Here is a 14,325-nt window from a genome sequence, read left to right as displayed (position 1 = left end):
TGTATCAGTCCCTCTTCTATATCCGCTGGAGGCCGGCGAGAACCGTCTCCAGCAGCCACCGGTCGGCGATCTTCTCCTGTGCCGGCGAGCCGATGTCCAGAAACCCCTGCTCGTGGAGCACGTCGACCATCACCTTGGTGATGGCGAGCGGCCGGTGCAGGTAGGCGCCGATCTCGGCGATGGAGATCCACCCCGTGCACTGGTGCAGGATCTCCCGGTACTCCAGCTCCAGCCGGGTCTGGTCGGCCGGCAGGGCGATGACCTGGGTGGCCAGGTCCAGGCTGGTGTTGCGGGGGCTCGTCCGCCCGTTGACGAGGATGTACAACGGCACCAGCCGGCCGGCCTCCGCCTCGTCGTCGCCGTCCCACACGTCGTGACTCATGGTTTCGACCCGGGTCGGTCGGCGAGCAACGCGCCGTCTAGGCGGGCCTCGGAGCCGAGATAGTCACCGATGCGGGTCACCAGACGGCTCATCTCGTACGCGACGGTGCCCATGTCGACGGACTGTTCGCAGAGCACCGCCAACCGCGCGTTCTGGCCGGCGGCGGCGACGAACAGCGTCCGTCCCTCGTACTCGATGATGACCTGTTGGACCGGGCCGCTGTCGAACCGGCGGCCCATCCCCGCGGCGATGCTGTGCAGGGACGACGCGCCGGCGGCCAACAGTTCCCCGGCGTCCTGCGGGAGCGACGTGGATTTCTGCACGATCAGCCCGTCGGTGGACAGGACAACCGCGTAGACCACGTCAGGGACCTCCACCAGATCGTCGAGGATCCAGGTCAGATCGTTCTGCGATGCCGAGTGGGTCATACGTTCCTGCCTTGGTCGTCTCTGCTGGCGGAGTCCCCGTTTTTCGCCGCCCGGCCGGCGGCCCAGGCCTTCTGGTACCTGCTGAACCGGTCCCGGGCCTCCTCGGGTGACCGGGCGGGAGCCGGCGTGGCGTCGGGCTTCTGCCCGGCTGGACCGTCGTCGCGCAACTCGGGAGCGAGGTGCTGCTGCGGCCGGCGGTGCGGCAGGGGCGGCCGGTCGGCGACCTGCGGGCCGGACGAACCGCTGCGGACCGCGCCACGCTGCGCCGGAACTTCGGTCATGATGCCCCCGATGCGGTCGGAGCGTCGCTCCCCGGTGGGATCGGCCGGCGCCTGCACGGCACCGCCCGCTGCCGTGGTCGTCACGGCGGTGGGTCGGGCCCCGGCGGCGGGGTGCAGCTCCCGCCGACCGCCACCGACCGGCAGCACCGCGCCGACGCCGGGGCGCGACATCGCCGTGGCGACGGTGCCGAGCGGAAGGACACCGGGGTCGGTACGGTCCAGATCGGCGGCGTACGGCTCGGTGACGATCACCCGGTCGGGCAGCAGCACGATCGCCAGCAGACCGCCGTACGCCGACGCGCGCAGGCTCACCTGGACGCCGTCCCGCTTGGCCAGCTCCGCCACCACGTGCAGGCCGACCTGCGCGCCGTCCTTCAGCGCCGTCACGTCCGGGGTGGGCGCGGTGGCGAGCAGTTCGTTCGCCCGCTCCAACGCGTCCGCCCGCATCCCCACGCCGGCGTCCTCGATCTCCACCGCGATGCCGCGCTTGACCTCGATGCAGGTCACCCAGACCGTGGTCTCGGGCGGTGAGAACGCCAGCGCGTTGTCCAGCAGCTCGGCGATCAGGTGGACGGTGCCGGCCACCGCCGGGCCGGCGATCGCCACGTCCGGCGCGCTGCGCAGGGTGATCCGCTGGTACTGCTGGGCCTCCGCGAAGGCCGCCAGCAGCACCCGGCGTACCGGCACCGGGTTCTGGAAGCGGCGGCCGATCTGACCGCCGGCCAGGATGACGAGGTTCTCCAGGAAGCGGCGGGTCTGGGTGAGCTGGTGGTTGATGTCGAACAGTTCCGCCAGCAGCTTCTCGTCGCCGATCCGGTTCTGCAGGTCCTCGATGACCTTCAGGCCACGTTGCAGGGGGCGCTGCGGGCGGCGGGCCACACCCATCAGCATCGCGATACCCGCCGCCCGGGTCTTCGCCTCGTCGACCGCGGCACCCGCCGCCGCCTGCAACGACCGGTTGATCACCTCGGCCACCCGGCCGATCTCGTCGCTGCCGTAGTCCGGCAGGGGCAGCTCGGTGGCGAGGTCCACCCGCTCCCGGCGGCGCAGCCGGTCCATCATCGCCGGCAGTTGCTGGTCGACCACCGCCTCGGCGTCCCGGCCGAGCTGGGCGAGGCGGACCGACAGCGCCCGGTCCACCAGGATCTGCGACTGCCGGATCGCCCAGATGATCGCGGCGATGACGACGAGCAGGGCGACCAGACTGCCCAGCGAGGCGGTGAGCAGCTGGGTGTTGCCGGTGCGCAGGGTGCGCGCCGAGACCGTGTCGGCCTGCACCACGGTCAGGTTGATCAGATCGTCGGACACCTGCCGGGTGAGGGCCTCCCACCGGGCCCGGTTGAACGACAGAGTGCGCGGGGTACCGGAACGCCACGGCCCATTGCTGACCAGGGCGTTTTCCGCCGCGACGAGTTCTTTCCAGGAGTCGCTGGCGGTGATCGCGGCAAAGCGTTCCCGGGCCTCCGGTTCGAGGTGCGGGGCCACGTTGGCGAGGTCGGCGTGATAGGCCCCGACCAGGTTGGTGAAGTCGAGATGGTCCTGCGGGCTGAGGGTGCGGGCACCGAAAGCGCCGTCAATGGTGGAACCGGCCCGGGACATCAGGTCACTGGCGCGGAAAGCCTCGGTCGCCGCGATGCCGCCCTGGGCTGCGGTGACGTCGGGAACGATTCTCGCCTGGGTGTCGAAGAGGTCGGTCGCGGCGTCGAGCAGGCGGTTGTAGAAATCGTAGACACCCGTCCCGTTGGCCGACCGGGAATCGATGGTGCTCCGCACGGACGGCAATTCGTCGAGCAGGCCGGCCAGCGTCCCCCACCGGGTCACGATCGAGTCCGGGGCGCCGGCCAGCGCGGAGTCGGCGACGGGGCGCAGGGCGGCCACCCGCTGGTCGGTCTGCTGCCGCTGCTCGATGAGCCGGCTCAGATCCCGCGACGGCTGGGTGAGGTAGCTGACGCTCAGCCGCCGTTCCTGCTGGATCGAGGACAACGCGGAGACCGCCGGGATCGACACCTGCCGGACGCTGTTCGCGACCTGGCGGTTGTAGAAACCCTGGAAGATGAGATAGCCGGAGGCGACGAGCCAGACCACCAGGGCGACGACGCTGGGAATGAGCACCAGCCTGATCACGCGTCGTTTGATCGACTGCGGTCGACCGGCGCGGCGACCCGGTGTCGTCGGTGCGGCCTGGTCGTCTGAGGCGCGGCGCGGTTCTTCGCGGTCGGCCTGTTTGTGCGCCAAAGTCGTCGTATCCAATCCTGGTCAAGCCATAGACAGCGGCGGTCCTACGCCACTGGTCGACGCCGATGTGTGCCAACCCTACCGTCTATCCGGACCCGTACCCGCCCACGATTCGACGACAGTGGACGGTCGCGCTATTCGCACTGGTCAGCCATTTGGCAGGGGCCACGGTCGATGGAAATCACGGCATTGACGTGACGCGGGTCACTGTGGACGCGGGCTCCGGGGCCGACCCCGGCGCGGCCCGGCCGGCCGCCGGCCCCGGCGTACGGCGGCGCAGATAGATTCCTGTTCCCCCGGGTACGGGGAAACCGCCGGGGGGTCACCGGCGTCCAGTTCGATGCTGTGGCGCGTTCACCGTCCGGGTGGGGCGCAGAGGACACTCCGCGCACCCGCGCGGGGTCGCCGGTGGAGGAGCAGGGGATGTCGAAGTTGAAGTGGGTCACCGGGGTCGCGGTGCTGGCGTGCTCCGGGGCGCTGGTGGCCTGCGGGGACGGGGGCGGGACACCCGCCGCCACCGGGTCGGCCACCGCCACGCCGTCGGGACCGGCGACGCCCTCCGACGCGGTGACGCCCACCGCCACGACGGCACCCGACCCGACCAAGCCCCCGGCGTCGACGTCGGCGAGCCCGTCCCGGCCCACCGGGAAGCCGTCGGTCACGGCCGGTGCCGGCGGGGTGCTGTCCGGCAAGCGGGAGGTCACCATCGTCCGGGTGCAGGCGACCGAGTCCGGGGTGGCCCTGGACGGTGGCGCGCTCGTCGAGGTCGACGACGACAGCGGACGCCAGCTGTTCGTCCCGACGCCGGCCGGCGGTGGCAAGTACCTGATCAAGGCGTACGGCCGGCGCGACGGCCACCCCGCCAACGACGACCCGGCCTGCTGGCAGGTGCTCAACCCCGGCAACGGCAAGCCGCTCACCGTCGAGGGGACGGCCTGCGACAAGCGTCGACCCGCGCAGCTGTTCACCATCGTCAGCAAGGGCGGTGGCGCGTACGCGATCAGCAACGACTCGGCGTTCCTCCAGTTCTCGCCCAGCCGGGGCCTGATCCTCGAAGAGTTGGGTGACGCGCCGCTGCGCAGCACCTTCCGGCTGGTCGACAACGGCCCGGCCCGTACCCCGGCGGGCGGCTGACCCACGATCCGCCCTCGCGCGGGGTTGGCGGACGGCCCAGCGGGTACCGCACCCGGCATGCGGATCGTGATCGTGGGGGCCACCGGCAACGTGGGCACGGCGGTGCTGCGCCGGCTGGGTCGGGAACCGGGACTCGACCTGGTCGGCGTCGCCCGTCGGCTGCCCGGCCCCGACGCCGGTGCGCCCTACGCCGGGGTGCGGTGGCACTCCTGCGACATCGGCGCGCCGGGCGCGGTCGACCAGCTCACCGCGATCGTCGCGGGCGCCGACGCGGTGGTGCACCTGGCCTGGCAGATCCAGCCCAGCCACGACCAGCGCACCCTGCAACGGACCAACGTCGGCGGCAGCCGCGCGGTGACCGCGGCCACCGTCCGGGCCGGGGTGCCCGCCCTGGTGTACGCCTCGTCGGTCGGCACCTACGCGCCCGGCCCGAAGGACCACCCGGTCAGCGAGCGGTGGCCGGCGACCGGGGTGCCCGGCTCCTCGTACAGCCGGGACAAGGCCGAGGTGGAGGCGATGCTGGACACCGTCGAGGCCGCCCATCCACGGCTGCGGGTGGTCCGGCTGCGCCCCGGACTGATCTTCCAGCGGGACGCCGGCACCGAGATCACCAGGTACTTCCTCGGGCCACTGGCCCCGGTGCGGCTGCTGCGGCACGGGCGGATTCCGTTCGTCCCGGCCAACCGGCGGCTGCGGATGCAGGCGGTGCACGCCGACGACGTCGCCGACGCGTACGCCCGGGCGGTCCTCGGTGAGGCGCGCGGCGCGTTCAACGTCGCCGCGGACCCGGTGCTGACCCCGGAGCTGGTGGCCCGGCACTTCAAGGGCTGGACGGTGCCGGTGGCCGCCCCGGTGCTGCGCGCCGCCGCCGCGCTGACCTGGCGGCTGCGGCTGCAACCGGTGGACGCGGGCTGGGTCGAGCTGGGGCTCGCCGCGCCGCTGATGTCCAGCGCCCGCGCCGAGACCGAACTCGGCTGGCAGCCACGGCTCGACGCGGTGACCGCGCTGAAGGAGCTGTTCGCCGGGATGGCCGACGGCGCGCACACCGCCGGCCCGCCGATGTCCGGCGTCGCCGACCTGCCCGGCCGGCCCGCCGGCCTGCTCCGGGGCCGCGTCCCCGGCCAGGGCGACCCCTACTGACCGCCGCCACCGGCGGGACCGGTCGTCAGGCGTGGGAGAGGGCGAACGCGGTCAGGAAGCCCAGGACGGTGATCAGGCCGACCAGCAGGTGGGCGTCCTCGAACGCCTCCGGGACCATGGTGTCGGTGATCATCGCGAGGATCGCCCCGGCGGCCAGCGCGGTGATGGTGGCCAGCAGCTCCGGCGGCGCGCCACCCAACAGGGTGTTGCCGAGCAGCGCGGCGACCCCGCTGACCAGGGTGATCGCCGTCCAGAGCCCGAAGAGGAGCAGGTCGGCCCCCGTGTACGCCAACGCCCCGCCCGCCGCGCCGATCGTGGTCGGCAGTAGTCCACCCTGCTCGTGCGCCTCGGCGATCAACTCGAACGAGACGGCGGAGAGCAGGACACCCGCCCCCGCACCGCGTCGACCAGACCCGGCGGCCCCGCCGGGGACCGGTCGCTCAGAAGTCGGCGAACAGGTAGGGCAGTGCCCGGGGAAAGAGCCGGCGCAACTCGTCCGCCGCCTCCGGGCCGACCTCACCCAGCCCCCGGATGTGCACCTCGGCCGGGTCGAGCACCCCGTAGGCCAGCGCGGACAACCCGGCGGCGGTGAGCGTAGCCGTCGGCACCGGACCACCGGCGGTCACCGCCGACCCGCCGCCGGGGGCCAACGCCAACCGCCCGTCGACACCGTCGAGCAGGTGGGTGCCGGCGAGCCACCGGTCGTCGACCAGGTCCACCCGTACCCGGCCCGGCCCGGCGGGCAGCCCGGCGAGGGCGTCCACGCTGAGCAGGCGGGCCATCGGCGCCGGCGAGCCGGGCCGGGACACCCGGGCCTCGACGTGCACGGCCAGGTCGGTCAGCCACAGTTCGGGCAGGTCGTCGGCGGGGACCCGGAGGCTGATCCGCTCCACCTGGTCGACGTGCCGGGCGAGGAACTGCAACAGCAGGGCGCGGGCGTACGGGTCGGTGGCGAGCAGGTCGTCGCCGACCAGGTCGCCACCGTGGTCGTCGATCCGGTAGGTGAGCGCACCGACCACGCTGCCGTCGATGGTCGCGGTGATCAGCCATCTGTCGTCCCGGTCCCGCAGCCCCACGTCCCGGAAGTCGGGGAAGATCGCGAAACCGTGCCGCTCCCGCAGGCACCGCTCGGTGAACGAGCGGTAGTGCGGGTAACCGACGCCGATCCGTTGCCAGCCCACCGTGCCGGGCAGGGTGGCCCGCAGCAGCGGGGCCAGGTCGGCCGGGGAGAACCGGACGGTACGCGACCGGGGCAGCCCCACGTAGCCGAACCGCTCGTAGAAGCTGGCCCGGAACGGGTACAGCGCGGTCACCGGGTGCCCGCCGTCGCGCATCTCGTCGAGGAGTTGGCAGAGCAGGGCGCGGACGTACCCCTGGCGGCGGGCCAGCGGGTGGGTGGCGATCCCGGCGACCCCGGCCATCGGCAGCACCGCGCCGCGCAGGTTCTGCCGCATCGGCACCGCGCTGGCGGTGGCCCGCGCCTCGCCGCCCTCCTCGACGACCAGGGTCCGGTTGCCCTTGTTGTACGGCAGGTAGCGGTGGAACGCGTCGACCCGTTCCCGGCTCAGCGGGGTCGCCTCGAAGGCGTACGCCTGGAGCGGGAAGCTGGTGGTCAGTCGTTCCTCGGCGGCCAGGCGACGGATGAGCATCCGTCCATCCCAACCCGGCCGGCGGTCGGCCGCAACCCGGTCGGCCCGGGTTCAGCCCTCGGTCACGTCGGAGACCACCACGGTGACGTTGTCCGGCGCGCCGGCCTGGTGGGCCAGCTTCACCAGTTGCTCACCGCAGTGCCGGCGGTCCTGGTAGGTGACGAGCGCCCCATGGATCGCCTCGTCGGCCACGTAGTCGGAGAGCCCGTCGCTGCACAGCAGCACCCGGTCCCCGGCGAACACGGTCAGCACCCCGATCGCCGGTGGCGCGTCCGCCCCCTGCACCGCCCGGGTGACCAGGGAACGCTGCGGGTGGTGGCGGGCCTGGTCGGGGGAGAGCGCCCCCTGGTCGACCAGCGCCTGGACGAAGGTGTCGTCCCGGGTGAGCTGGGTCAGTTCCCCGTCGCGCAGCAGGTAGCACCGGGAGTCACCGACCTGCGCGAGGACCAGGGTGTCCCCGGCGAGGAGGGCGGCGGTCAGCGTCGTACCCATGCCCTCGCGGGCCGGGTCGGCGGAGATCGCCGCCCGGATGCGCCGGTTGGCGGTGGAGACCACGGCCCGTAGCGCCTCGGCGGCCTCGTCGGTGCCGGTGGGCGGGACCAGCTCGTCCAGGATGCGGATGACGATCTCGCTGGCCACCTCGCCGGCCGGGAGCCCACCCATGCCGTCCGCCACCGCGACCAGGCGTTCACCGGCGAGGGCTGAGTCCTCGTTGTTGGTGCGGACCAGGCCGACGTCGTTGAGGATGGCCGAGCGGAGGATCAGCGTCATGGGACAAGCTTGCCGGATACACCCTCCCTCCGTCTCTACGCACTAGTACGTAGGGTGGGAGAAATGATCCCGGTGTCCATGGTGGGTCGCGTCGGAGAGCTCGCCGAGCTCGACCGGGCGTGGTCCACCGTGGCCGGGACGGGCCGCTCGGCACCCGCCGTCACGGTCATCACCGGAGCCGCCGGGGTGGGCAAGAGCCGCCTGGTCGCGGCGGCCGTCGAGGGTCTCTCCCCCCGACCGGCGGCGATCCTCGCCGGGACGGCGCGGGTGCACGATCCGGCCCCCTACGACTGGCTGGCGGCGGTGCTCAGCGTCCGCGACGTCGGCGCGCTCGACCTGCCGTCCGACGCGCTCGCCTGGTTGGCCCAGCATCCGACCGCGCCGCGTGAGCGGTACGCCCCCGGCACGCTGCTCCGGCTCGCCGTGCGTACCGTCCGGTTGCTGGTGGGTGCCGGCCCGGCCGTGCTGGTGGTGGAGGACCTGCACGATCTCGACCCGGCCAGCCTCAACCTGGTCGTCGAGCTGGCCACCGCGCCGCAGTTGCCGGCGCTGCTGGTGGTGGCGAGCCGGCCGCCGGCCGACGCGGTGGCACCGGACCTCACCCGCCGCGTCCTGGCCCGCCTCTGCGGGGTACGCGGCGCGGTGCGCCAGCACCTCGGCCCGCTCGGCGTCGCCGAGGTGGCCGAGATCCTCACCCAGGTGTACGGCGACAGCCCGCCTCCGGCGCGGGTCTGTGCCGGTGTCTGGCAGCGCACCGGCGGCAACCCGTACGCGCTCACCGAGCTGCTGGCGGTGCACGCGGGCCGGGGGCCGGACGCGTTGGTCCGGGAACCGTTGCCGGAGCACCTGCGGCTGCCGTCGCCCCGGGCCGCCGCCCCGCCCGAGGCCGAGCTGACCGGCCGGGAGGTCGAGGTGCTGGGCTGCCTGGTCGCCGGGATGTCCAACAAGCAGGCCGCGCGGGCACTGGGCATCTCGGTGCGGACGGTGACCGTGCACGTGTCGAACCTGCTGCGCAAGACCGGCTCGGCGTCGCGTACCGAGGCGGCGCTCTGGGCGGTGCAGCACCGGGTGCCCGGCGCGGGTCAGGTGCGGGGGTAGCGCAGCAGCAGGCTGGCGGCGACCTCCTCGTCGCCGAGGGCGGCGTAGCCGTGCGGTACGTCGGAGGTCCAGCGCAGGTGACCACCGGCGGCGGCGGTGAGCGGGGCGTCGACCGGGCCGGCGCGGAGCATCCCGGCGAAGACCGTGACGTGTTCGGTGACCCCGGGCTGGTGCGCGGGGGAGACCTGTTCCCCGCCGGGGCGGACCAGCAGCCGGTACAGCTCGTAACTGGCGTCGGTGTCGGTGAACGACTCCAGCAGGGTGGCGACGACCGTGGCGCCCCGCACGGTCGGGGTGGCGGCGGGCCCGGCGAGCACGGCCGCCAGCGGTACGCCGAGCTGGGCGGTGATCGCGTAGAGCGTCTCCAGGGTGGGGTTGCGGGTGCCGTTCTCCAGCGCCGAGAGGGTGGCCTTCCCGACCCCGGCGGTGCGGGCCAGCGTGGAGAGGGAGACCCCGCGTTCGACCCGCAGCGCGCGTAGCCGGTGGCCGACCGCCCCGGCGTCGGCGTCGAGCGCGGGCCGGCGGGCTGGGCGAGGCGGGGTCATCCGGCTATGGTGCTACACGCCGCCGTTCCGTAAACGGAACGATGGCGGCCGGGCGTGAGGGGGAGTGTGGTGGGGGATCGGTTGCAACCGGTGCTGGCCGGCGTGGTGACCGCCGTGGTCGGCTTCGCCAGTTCGTTCACCGTCGTGCTCGCCGGGCTGCGGGCGGTCGGCGCCAGCGAGGCGGAGGCCGCCTCCGGGCTGCTCACGGTGAGCGTCGCCGCCGGGATCTGCGCGACCTGGCTCGGCCTGCGGCACCGGATGCCGATCGCCATCGCCTGGTCCACGCCGGGCGCGGCGTTGCTGGTCGCCACCGGGCCGGTCCCCGGCGGGTGGCCCGCCGCCGTGGGTGCGTTCGTGCTGTGCGGGCTGCTCATCGTCACCGCCGGTCTCTTCCCCGCCCTGGGTCGGGCGGTGGCCGCGATCCCCGCCCCGGTGGCGGCCGCGATGCTGGCCGGGGTGCTGCTGCCGCTGTGCACCGCCCCGGTACGCGCGCTGGTCGAGGTGCCGGCCCTCGCCGCCCCGGTGATCCTGACCTGGCTGGTGCTGCACCGGTTCGCCCCCCGGTGGGCGGTCCCGGCCGCGCTGGTGGCGGCGGCGGTGGCGATCGCCGTGACCACTACCGGCGTGGGAGTCACCCCCGGTGACCTGCGGCCGGTGGTGTCGCCGACCGTGCCGGCGTTCACCCTGCCCGCCGTGGTCGGCCTGGCGCTGCCCCTGTTCCTGGTCACCATGGCCGCGCAGAACGTGCCCGGCACGGCGGTGCTGCGCGGCTTCGGCTACCGGCCGCCGCTCGCCCCGGCGCTGCGCGCCACCGGGCTGGCCAGTGCGCTCGGTGCCGTCACCGGCGGGCACGCCGTCAACCTCGCCGCGATCACCGCGGCCCTCGCCGCCGGCCCCGACGCCCACCCCGATCCGGACCGGCGCTGGATCGCCTCGGTCACCGCCGGCATCGGCCTGGCGCTGCTCGGGCTCGGTGCGGGCGCGGCGACCACGCTGGTGCTGCTCTCCCCGCCGGTGCTCATCGAGGCGGTCGCCGGGCTCGCGCTGCTCGGCGCGTTGGCCGGCGCCCTCACCTCGGCCCTCTCCGCCACCCCACCGTCGGTCGTTCCCGATCCCCGGAGCCGGGAAGCTGCGGTGGTCACCTTCGTGGTCACCGCCTCGGGGGTGAGCCTGCTCGGCGTGGGTGGGGCGTTCTGGGGGCTGCTCGCCGGCTGGTTGATGCTGCTGCTCTTCCGCCGTCGGACGCCCACCCCGGCCGCCACCCCCGTCCCCTGACGACCGGTCCGGCCGTATGGGCTGGCGGTCACGGGGCGCTGGCGGTCACGTCGACCGCCACCACCCGTAACCGCAGGTCCGGCACGTACTGCTCGACGGTCGCCGCGAACTCCGACGCGTGTTCCCGGCTGTCGAGCAACACCGGGGCGTGTCCGATCTCCTGGTCCGCCTCGCCCGTGCCCCACCAGCCGCGGACGGACCCCGGCTCTGCCGGCCGGTGCCGGTGGTCACGTCCGTGCAGGCGCAGGCGCAGGCGCAGGCGCAGGCGGGCGGCGGGCATGGACATCACTACGGGCCCTTTCGAGCTGATGACGTCAACGGCTCACCTGACTGTCCGCTCACCGCCGCACGCGCCCTCGCCGGGGGAGAGAGAAGTTGGTCGGTGGCGGGCACCCGCACCGGGCGCGCTGCGGCCGTTCGCGGTGTCGCGGCGTTCCCGCACGGTGCCGCACGGTGCCGTGTGTGCCGCTGGAGGTGTCGCGCGTGCCGCTGGAGGTGCCGTGTGTGCCGCTGGAGGTGTCGCGCGTGCCGCCAAACCAGGCATGCCGGGTCCCTGGCCGTGATTCGTTGACGTCATCAGCTCGAAAGGGCGCGCAACAGGTATCGCGGCACCCGGGAGCGCTGCTGTCGAGATGGGTGCAAGCCCCCCGGGGGCTCCGCACGGACGTCGGCACTCGAAGCTGTGGCGCGGCCGACCAGGCCGTCACCCCCCCCGTGCTGTCGGGTCGGGGAGGGTGTGGGGGCGGTGGGTGGGTTACTCCTCCGGGGGCAGGTCGCCGACGGGGACGTGCAGGCGTACCTGGTCGTCGGTGACCGTGGCGATCTGGTCGGCCAGCACGTACACCGCGCCGGTGCGGGCCAGTTCGGTGGAGACCTTGAGGTAGCCGGTGCGCAGCAGGCGGGCGGCGAGGTCGGCCGGGACGTCCGGCTCCTCGACGGCCACCGACTCGATCAGCTCGTCCAGGCTGCCGCCCGGATCGGCGGTCGACGCCTGCACGGTCACCGCGTTGGGATCGCCCCGCTGGACGAGGTCGACGGTGCCGATCTCGACCCCGACCGTGTCGACCACCCGCATGCCGGTGGTGATCCGGGAGATGACCGCCTGCTCTGCCATGCCCTGCTGCTCCATCCCCGGGCGGTTCCCTGCCCCACCCACCGCTAAACCGCCGGCCCCCAGGCGCTGGGCGGGCGCGGGGACAGCTCCCGCCAGGCGTCCGTCCCCTCCAGCAGGGCCCGGACGGTCTCCTCGGCCTCGTCGGCGCTGCCGTACTCGTAGAACTGGGAGACGCCCTCCGCGCCGCCGGCCCGCTGCTCGACGTGCCACCGGTCGGCGTCGACGCGGAGGAAGATGTCCCGCCGGGCCAGTCGTCCCCATTTGCCGTTCCACCAGTGCCTACGCTGCTCCATGGCGGAACTCTATCGAACATGTGTACGACAAGATGCGGCCCCTGCGGGAATTCCGCAGGGGCCGATGTGCGCCGGTCGGGTCAGCGCGGGGCGGGCGGCTCCGGACGCCGGCCGAGCACGTCGTCCAGCGCGCCGCGCTGCCCCGGGGTGGCGTGCCCGCCGGCGAGCAGCGCGTCCCGGATCTCGGTGAGCAGCTTGACCTCCTCGCTCGGCGCGGCGGGCGGCGGCTCCTCGCCCCGCTTGCGCCGCTCGGCGAGCCGGTTCATCGGGTAGACGACCAGGAAGTACAGCGCCGCCGCCGTCAGCGCGAAGGTGATCGCCGCGTTGACGAAGGCCACCCAGTCGAACGGGATGCCCCGGAATTCCGGGGTCGAGCCTTTGAGGCCGTCCTTCTGGCCGGTGATCAGCACGATGAAGACCCGGACCAGTGGTTCGAGGAACGACTTGGTCAGCTGGGTGACCACGCCCGTGAACGCGGCGCCGATGACGACACCGACCGCCAGGTCGACGACGTTGCCGCGCATGATGAAGTCTTTGAAGCCCTTGAGCATCCGTACTCCTGTGCCGTCCGATTCTCCGTCGGGGACAACCTATGCCCCGGACGGGGACTCCAGGAAAGCACCGGCCTCGATCGCCGCCCGCCCGGGATCGCCGTCCCGGATCGCCGTCACCAGCCGGCTGTGGTCGACGTGCCGCTGCGGGTGCAGGGTGTCACCGGTGGCGTGCGCGACGGTGCTGCGCAGCGCCGCGCCGACCGAGGCGTACAGCTCGGCCAGCATGGCGTTGTGCGCGGCGGCGACCACCGCCATGTGCAGCGCGACGTCCGCCTCCACGAACGCGGCGACCCCACCCGACCGCCAGGCGGCCTCCCGGGCGGCGAGCGCGCCGTCGAGCGCCGCCAGATCCTCCGGGGTGCGCCGCAGCGCGGCCAACCGGGCCGCCTCGACCTCGAACGCCCGGCGGACCTCGACCACCTCGGCCATCCGGTCGTCGGTGAGCCGGCGGGCCACCACCGGGGCCAGTTCGTCGGTCGACACCACGTACGTCCCGGAGCCCTGCCGGCACTCCAGCACCCCGGCGTGCACCAGTGCCCGGACGGCCTCCCGGACGGTGTTGCGCCCCACCCCGAGTGCCGTCACCAACTGCGGCTCGGTGGGGATGCGCCCGCCCACCGGCCACTCGCCGCCGAGGATCCGTCCCCGGAGCTGCTCGATGGTCTGCTGCACCCGCTGACCGCGCGGGGGCACGGGCGGGGAATCGACGGACGGTGTCACCGGTTACACCAGCTGCCGAAATTCATCCCATGATTGTAGGTTCGAGGTCATGACCCCGCCAACCGCTCCCGCCGTCGAGGCGTCACCCGAACCGGGCGTCCACCGGCCGGCCCACCGCGCCCCGTCGCCGGTCACCGGTGGTGCGCTGGTGCTGGTCGGGATGCTGCTGGTCGCGCTCAACCTGCGGGCCGCGGTGACCAGCCTCGGCGCGCTCCTCGACGAGGTACGCACCGGACTCGGTCTCTCCGGTGCGATGGCCGGGTTCGTCACCACCCTGCCCACCATCGCGTTCGCCGGTCTCGGCGCGCTCACCCCGTGGCTGATCCGGCGCTGGCCGGCGGCCCGGGTGCTGGTGGTGGCGATGCTCGCGCTCACCGTCGGCCAGGTGCTCCGCGTCGTCACCGGCTCGGCGACGGTCTTCGTGCTCACCAGCGCGCTCGCCCTGGCCGGCATCGCGGTGGCGAACATCCTGCTGCCGATGCTGGTCAAGCAGCACTTCCCGCACCGCACCGGGCTGGTCACCGGGGCGTACACGATGGCGCTGACCACGGGGACCACGGTCGCCGCCGCCTCCGCCGTGCCGGTGGCGCACGCCTTCGGCTCCTGGCGGGCCGGGCTCGGGGTGTGGGCGGCGTTGGCGGCGGTGGCCGTACTCCCGTGGGTGCCGCTGGCGCTGCGGGCGCGCGCCGCCCGACGGGCCGCGACC

17 protein-coding genes are annotated in these 14,325 nt (G+C 73.7%); 5 read left to right on the top strand and 12 right to left on the bottom strand.

All coding sequences use genetic code 11. The features are described 5' to 3' along the window. Positions 1-16: 16 nt before the first annotated feature. The 3 genes from H1A17_RS08740 to H1A17_RS08730 are packed head-to-tail and all read right to left on the bottom strand — an operon-like array spanning position 17 to position 3,215. Positions 17-382, bottom strand: coding sequence for a DUF742 domain-containing protein (locus H1A17_RS08740; protein WP_088642016.1), 366 nt, complete (start codon positions 380-382; stop codon positions 17-19). Next, on the bottom strand, positions 379-810 hold the full coding sequence (locus H1A17_RS08735; RefSeq protein ID WP_145917383.1) for a roadblock/LC7 domain-containing protein: 432 nt from the start codon (positions 808-810) through the stop codon (positions 379-381). The genes H1A17_RS08740 and H1A17_RS08735 overlap by 4 nt, the downstream gene beginning before the upstream one ends. Next, on the bottom strand, positions 807-3,215 hold the full coding sequence (locus H1A17_RS08730; protein ID WP_309236734.1) for a nitrate- and nitrite sensing domain-containing protein: 2,409 nt from the start codon (positions 3,213-3,215) through the stop codon (positions 807-809). Before H1A17_RS08730 ends, H1A17_RS08735 begins: the two co-directional genes overlap by 4 nt. A gap of 534 nt (positions 3,216-3,749) precedes the next feature. Here H1A17_RS08730 and H1A17_RS08725 point away from each other — a divergent pair. Both H1A17_RS08725 and H1A17_RS08720 read left to right on the top strand, forming a co-directional pair. Beyond that, complete coding sequence (locus H1A17_RS08725) at positions 3,750-4,460, top strand: hypothetical protein (protein WP_145917384.1); 711 nt, start codon at positions 3,750-3,752, stop codon at positions 4,458-4,460. A gap of 57 nt (positions 4,461-4,517) precedes the next feature. Then, positions 4,518-5,600: an NAD-dependent epimerase/dehydratase family protein gene (locus H1A17_RS08720; protein ID WP_194821599.1), complete on the top strand. Its 1,083-nt coding sequence runs from the start codon at positions 4,518-4,520 to the stop codon at positions 5,598-5,600. A gap of 25 nt (positions 5,601-5,625) precedes the next feature. Here H1A17_RS08720 and H1A17_RS08715 read toward each other — a convergent pair whose 3' ends face one another. The 3 genes from H1A17_RS08715 to H1A17_RS08705 form a co-directional block, all read right to left on the bottom strand. After that, positions 5,626-5,958 (bottom strand): hypothetical protein, encoded by a 333-nt coding sequence (locus tag H1A17_RS08715; protein ID WP_228543174.1) that lies wholly within the window; start codon positions 5,956-5,958, stop codon positions 5,626-5,628. 82 nt (positions 5,959-6,040) lie between these two features. After that, positions 6,041-7,249 (bottom strand): enhanced intracellular survival protein Eis, encoded by a 1,209-nt coding sequence (eis, locus tag H1A17_RS08710; RefSeq protein WP_145917386.1) that lies wholly within the window; start codon positions 7,247-7,249, stop codon positions 6,041-6,043. Positions 7,250-7,300: 51 nt separating this feature from the next. Continuing rightward, complete coding sequence (locus H1A17_RS08705) at positions 7,301-8,020, bottom strand: PP2C family serine/threonine-protein phosphatase (protein ID WP_088642022.1); 720 nt, start codon at positions 8,018-8,020, stop codon at positions 7,301-7,303. A gap of 63 nt (positions 8,021-8,083) precedes the next feature. Here H1A17_RS08705 and H1A17_RS08700 point away from each other — a divergent pair, with 63 nt between their 5' ends. Continuing rightward, positions 8,084-9,118 (top strand): AAA family ATPase, encoded by a 1,035-nt coding sequence (locus tag H1A17_RS08700; RefSeq protein WP_145917387.1) that lies wholly within the window; start codon positions 8,084-8,086, stop codon positions 9,116-9,118. On the opposite strand, the gene H1A17_RS08695 is transcribed toward H1A17_RS08700, so the two are convergent. Continuing rightward, positions 9,103-9,663: a helix-turn-helix domain-containing protein gene (locus tag H1A17_RS08695; RefSeq protein WP_145917388.1), complete on the bottom strand. Its 561-nt coding sequence runs from the start codon at positions 9,661-9,663 to the stop codon at positions 9,103-9,105. The genes H1A17_RS08700 and H1A17_RS08695 overlap by 16 nt on opposite strands. A 69-nt stretch (positions 9,664-9,732) precedes the next feature. Here H1A17_RS08695 and H1A17_RS08690 point away from each other — a divergent pair, with 69 nt between their 5' ends. Further along, complete coding sequence (locus H1A17_RS08690) at positions 9,733-10,938, top strand: benzoate/H(+) symporter BenE family transporter (protein WP_145917389.1); 1,206 nt, start codon at positions 9,733-9,735, stop codon at positions 10,936-10,938. A gap of 28 nt (positions 10,939-10,966) precedes the next feature. Here the strand turns inward: H1A17_RS08690 and H1A17_RS08685 are convergent, their stop codons facing one another. The 5 genes from H1A17_RS08685 to H1A17_RS08665 form a co-directional block, all read right to left on the bottom strand. Then, a complete protein-coding gene (locus H1A17_RS08685; RefSeq protein ID WP_194821598.1) occupies positions 10,967-11,218 on the bottom strand; it encodes a hypothetical protein in 252 nt (83 codons plus the stop codon). Positions 11,219-11,692: 474 nt separating this feature from the next. Beyond that, the gene (locus H1A17_RS08680; RefSeq protein ID WP_145917392.1) at positions 11,693-12,052 is read right to left on the bottom strand and encodes a hypothetical protein; all 360 of its coding nucleotides are present in this window, start codon (positions 12,050-12,052) and stop codon (positions 11,693-11,695) included. A 44-nt stretch (positions 12,053-12,096) separates the two neighbouring features. Then, positions 12,097-12,345, bottom strand: coding sequence for a hypothetical protein (locus H1A17_RS08675; protein ID WP_145917393.1), 249 nt, complete (start codon positions 12,343-12,345; stop codon positions 12,097-12,099). Positions 12,346-12,425: 80 nt separating this feature from the next. Next, entirely contained in the window at positions 12,426-12,896 is a 471-nt protein-coding gene (mscL, locus tag H1A17_RS08670; protein ID WP_145917394.1) for a large conductance mechanosensitive channel protein MscL, read from the bottom strand. Positions 12,897-12,935: 39 nt separating this feature from the next. Beyond that, positions 12,936-13,619 (bottom strand): FadR/GntR family transcriptional regulator, encoded by a 684-nt coding sequence (locus tag H1A17_RS08665; RefSeq protein WP_145917395.1) that lies wholly within the window; start codon positions 13,617-13,619, stop codon positions 12,936-12,938. 49 nt (positions 13,620-13,668) lie between these two features. Here H1A17_RS08665 and H1A17_RS08660 point away from each other — a divergent pair. After that, positions 13,669-14,325, top strand: a 657-nt coding sequence (locus H1A17_RS08660; RefSeq protein WP_375372800.1) for an MFS transporter, incomplete at its 3' end; no start/stop codon positions are given.

The organism is Micromonospora sp. S-DT3-3-22, from assembly GCF_015354745.1.
Taxonomy (GTDB): domain Bacteria; phylum Actinomycetota; class Actinomycetes; order Mycobacteriales; family Micromonosporaceae; genus Micromonospora; species Micromonospora wenchangensis.
The sequence above is the reverse complement of the archived record's forward strand: the minus strand, read 5'-3'. Positions and strand labels throughout refer to the sequence as shown.

Bases quoted from the DNA above. Each gene is read 5' to 3' on its own strand.
- H1A17_RS08740 (WP_088642016.1), bottom strand. From the start codon at position 382: ATGAGTCACGACGTGTGGGACGGCGACGACGAGGCGGAGGCCGGCCGG.
- H1A17_RS08735 (WP_145917383.1), bottom strand. From the start codon at position 810: ATGACCCACTCGGCATCGCAGAACGATCTGACCTGGATCCTCGACGAT.
- H1A17_RS08725 (WP_145917384.1), top strand. From the start codon at position 3,750: ATGTCGAAGTTGAAGTGGGTCACCGGGGTCGCGGTGCTGGCGTGCTCC.
- H1A17_RS08720 (WP_194821599.1), top strand. From the start codon at position 4,518: ATGCGGATCGTGATCGTGGGGGCCACCGGCAACGTGGGCACGGCGGTG.
- eis (WP_145917386.1), bottom strand. From the start codon at position 7,249: ATGCTCATCCGTCGCCTGGCCGCCGAGGAACGACTGACCACCAGCTTC.
- H1A17_RS08705 (WP_088642022.1), bottom strand. From the start codon at position 8,020: ATGACGCTGATCCTCCGCTCGGCCATCCTCAACGACGTCGGCCTGGTC.
- H1A17_RS08700 (WP_145917387.1), top strand. From the start codon at position 8,084: ATGATCCCGGTGTCCATGGTGGGTCGCGTCGGAGAGCTCGCCGAGCTC.
- H1A17_RS08695 (WP_145917388.1), bottom strand. From the start codon at position 9,663: ATGACCCCGCCTCGCCCAGCCCGCCGGCCCGCGCTCGACGCCGACGCC.
- H1A17_RS08685 (WP_194821598.1), bottom strand. From the start codon at position 11,218: ATGCCCGCCGCCCGCCTGCGCCTGCGCCTGCGCCTGCGCCTGCACGGA.
- H1A17_RS08680 (WP_145917392.1), bottom strand. From the start codon at position 12,052: ATGGCAGAGCAGGCGGTCATCTCCCGGATCACCACCGGCATGCGGGTG.
- H1A17_RS08675 (WP_145917393.1), bottom strand. From the start codon at position 12,345: ATGGAGCAGCGTAGGCACTGGTGGAACGGCAAATGGGGACGACTGGCC.
- mscL (WP_145917394.1), bottom strand. From the start codon at position 12,896: ATGCTCAAGGGCTTCAAAGACTTCATCATGCGCGGCAACGTCGTCGAC.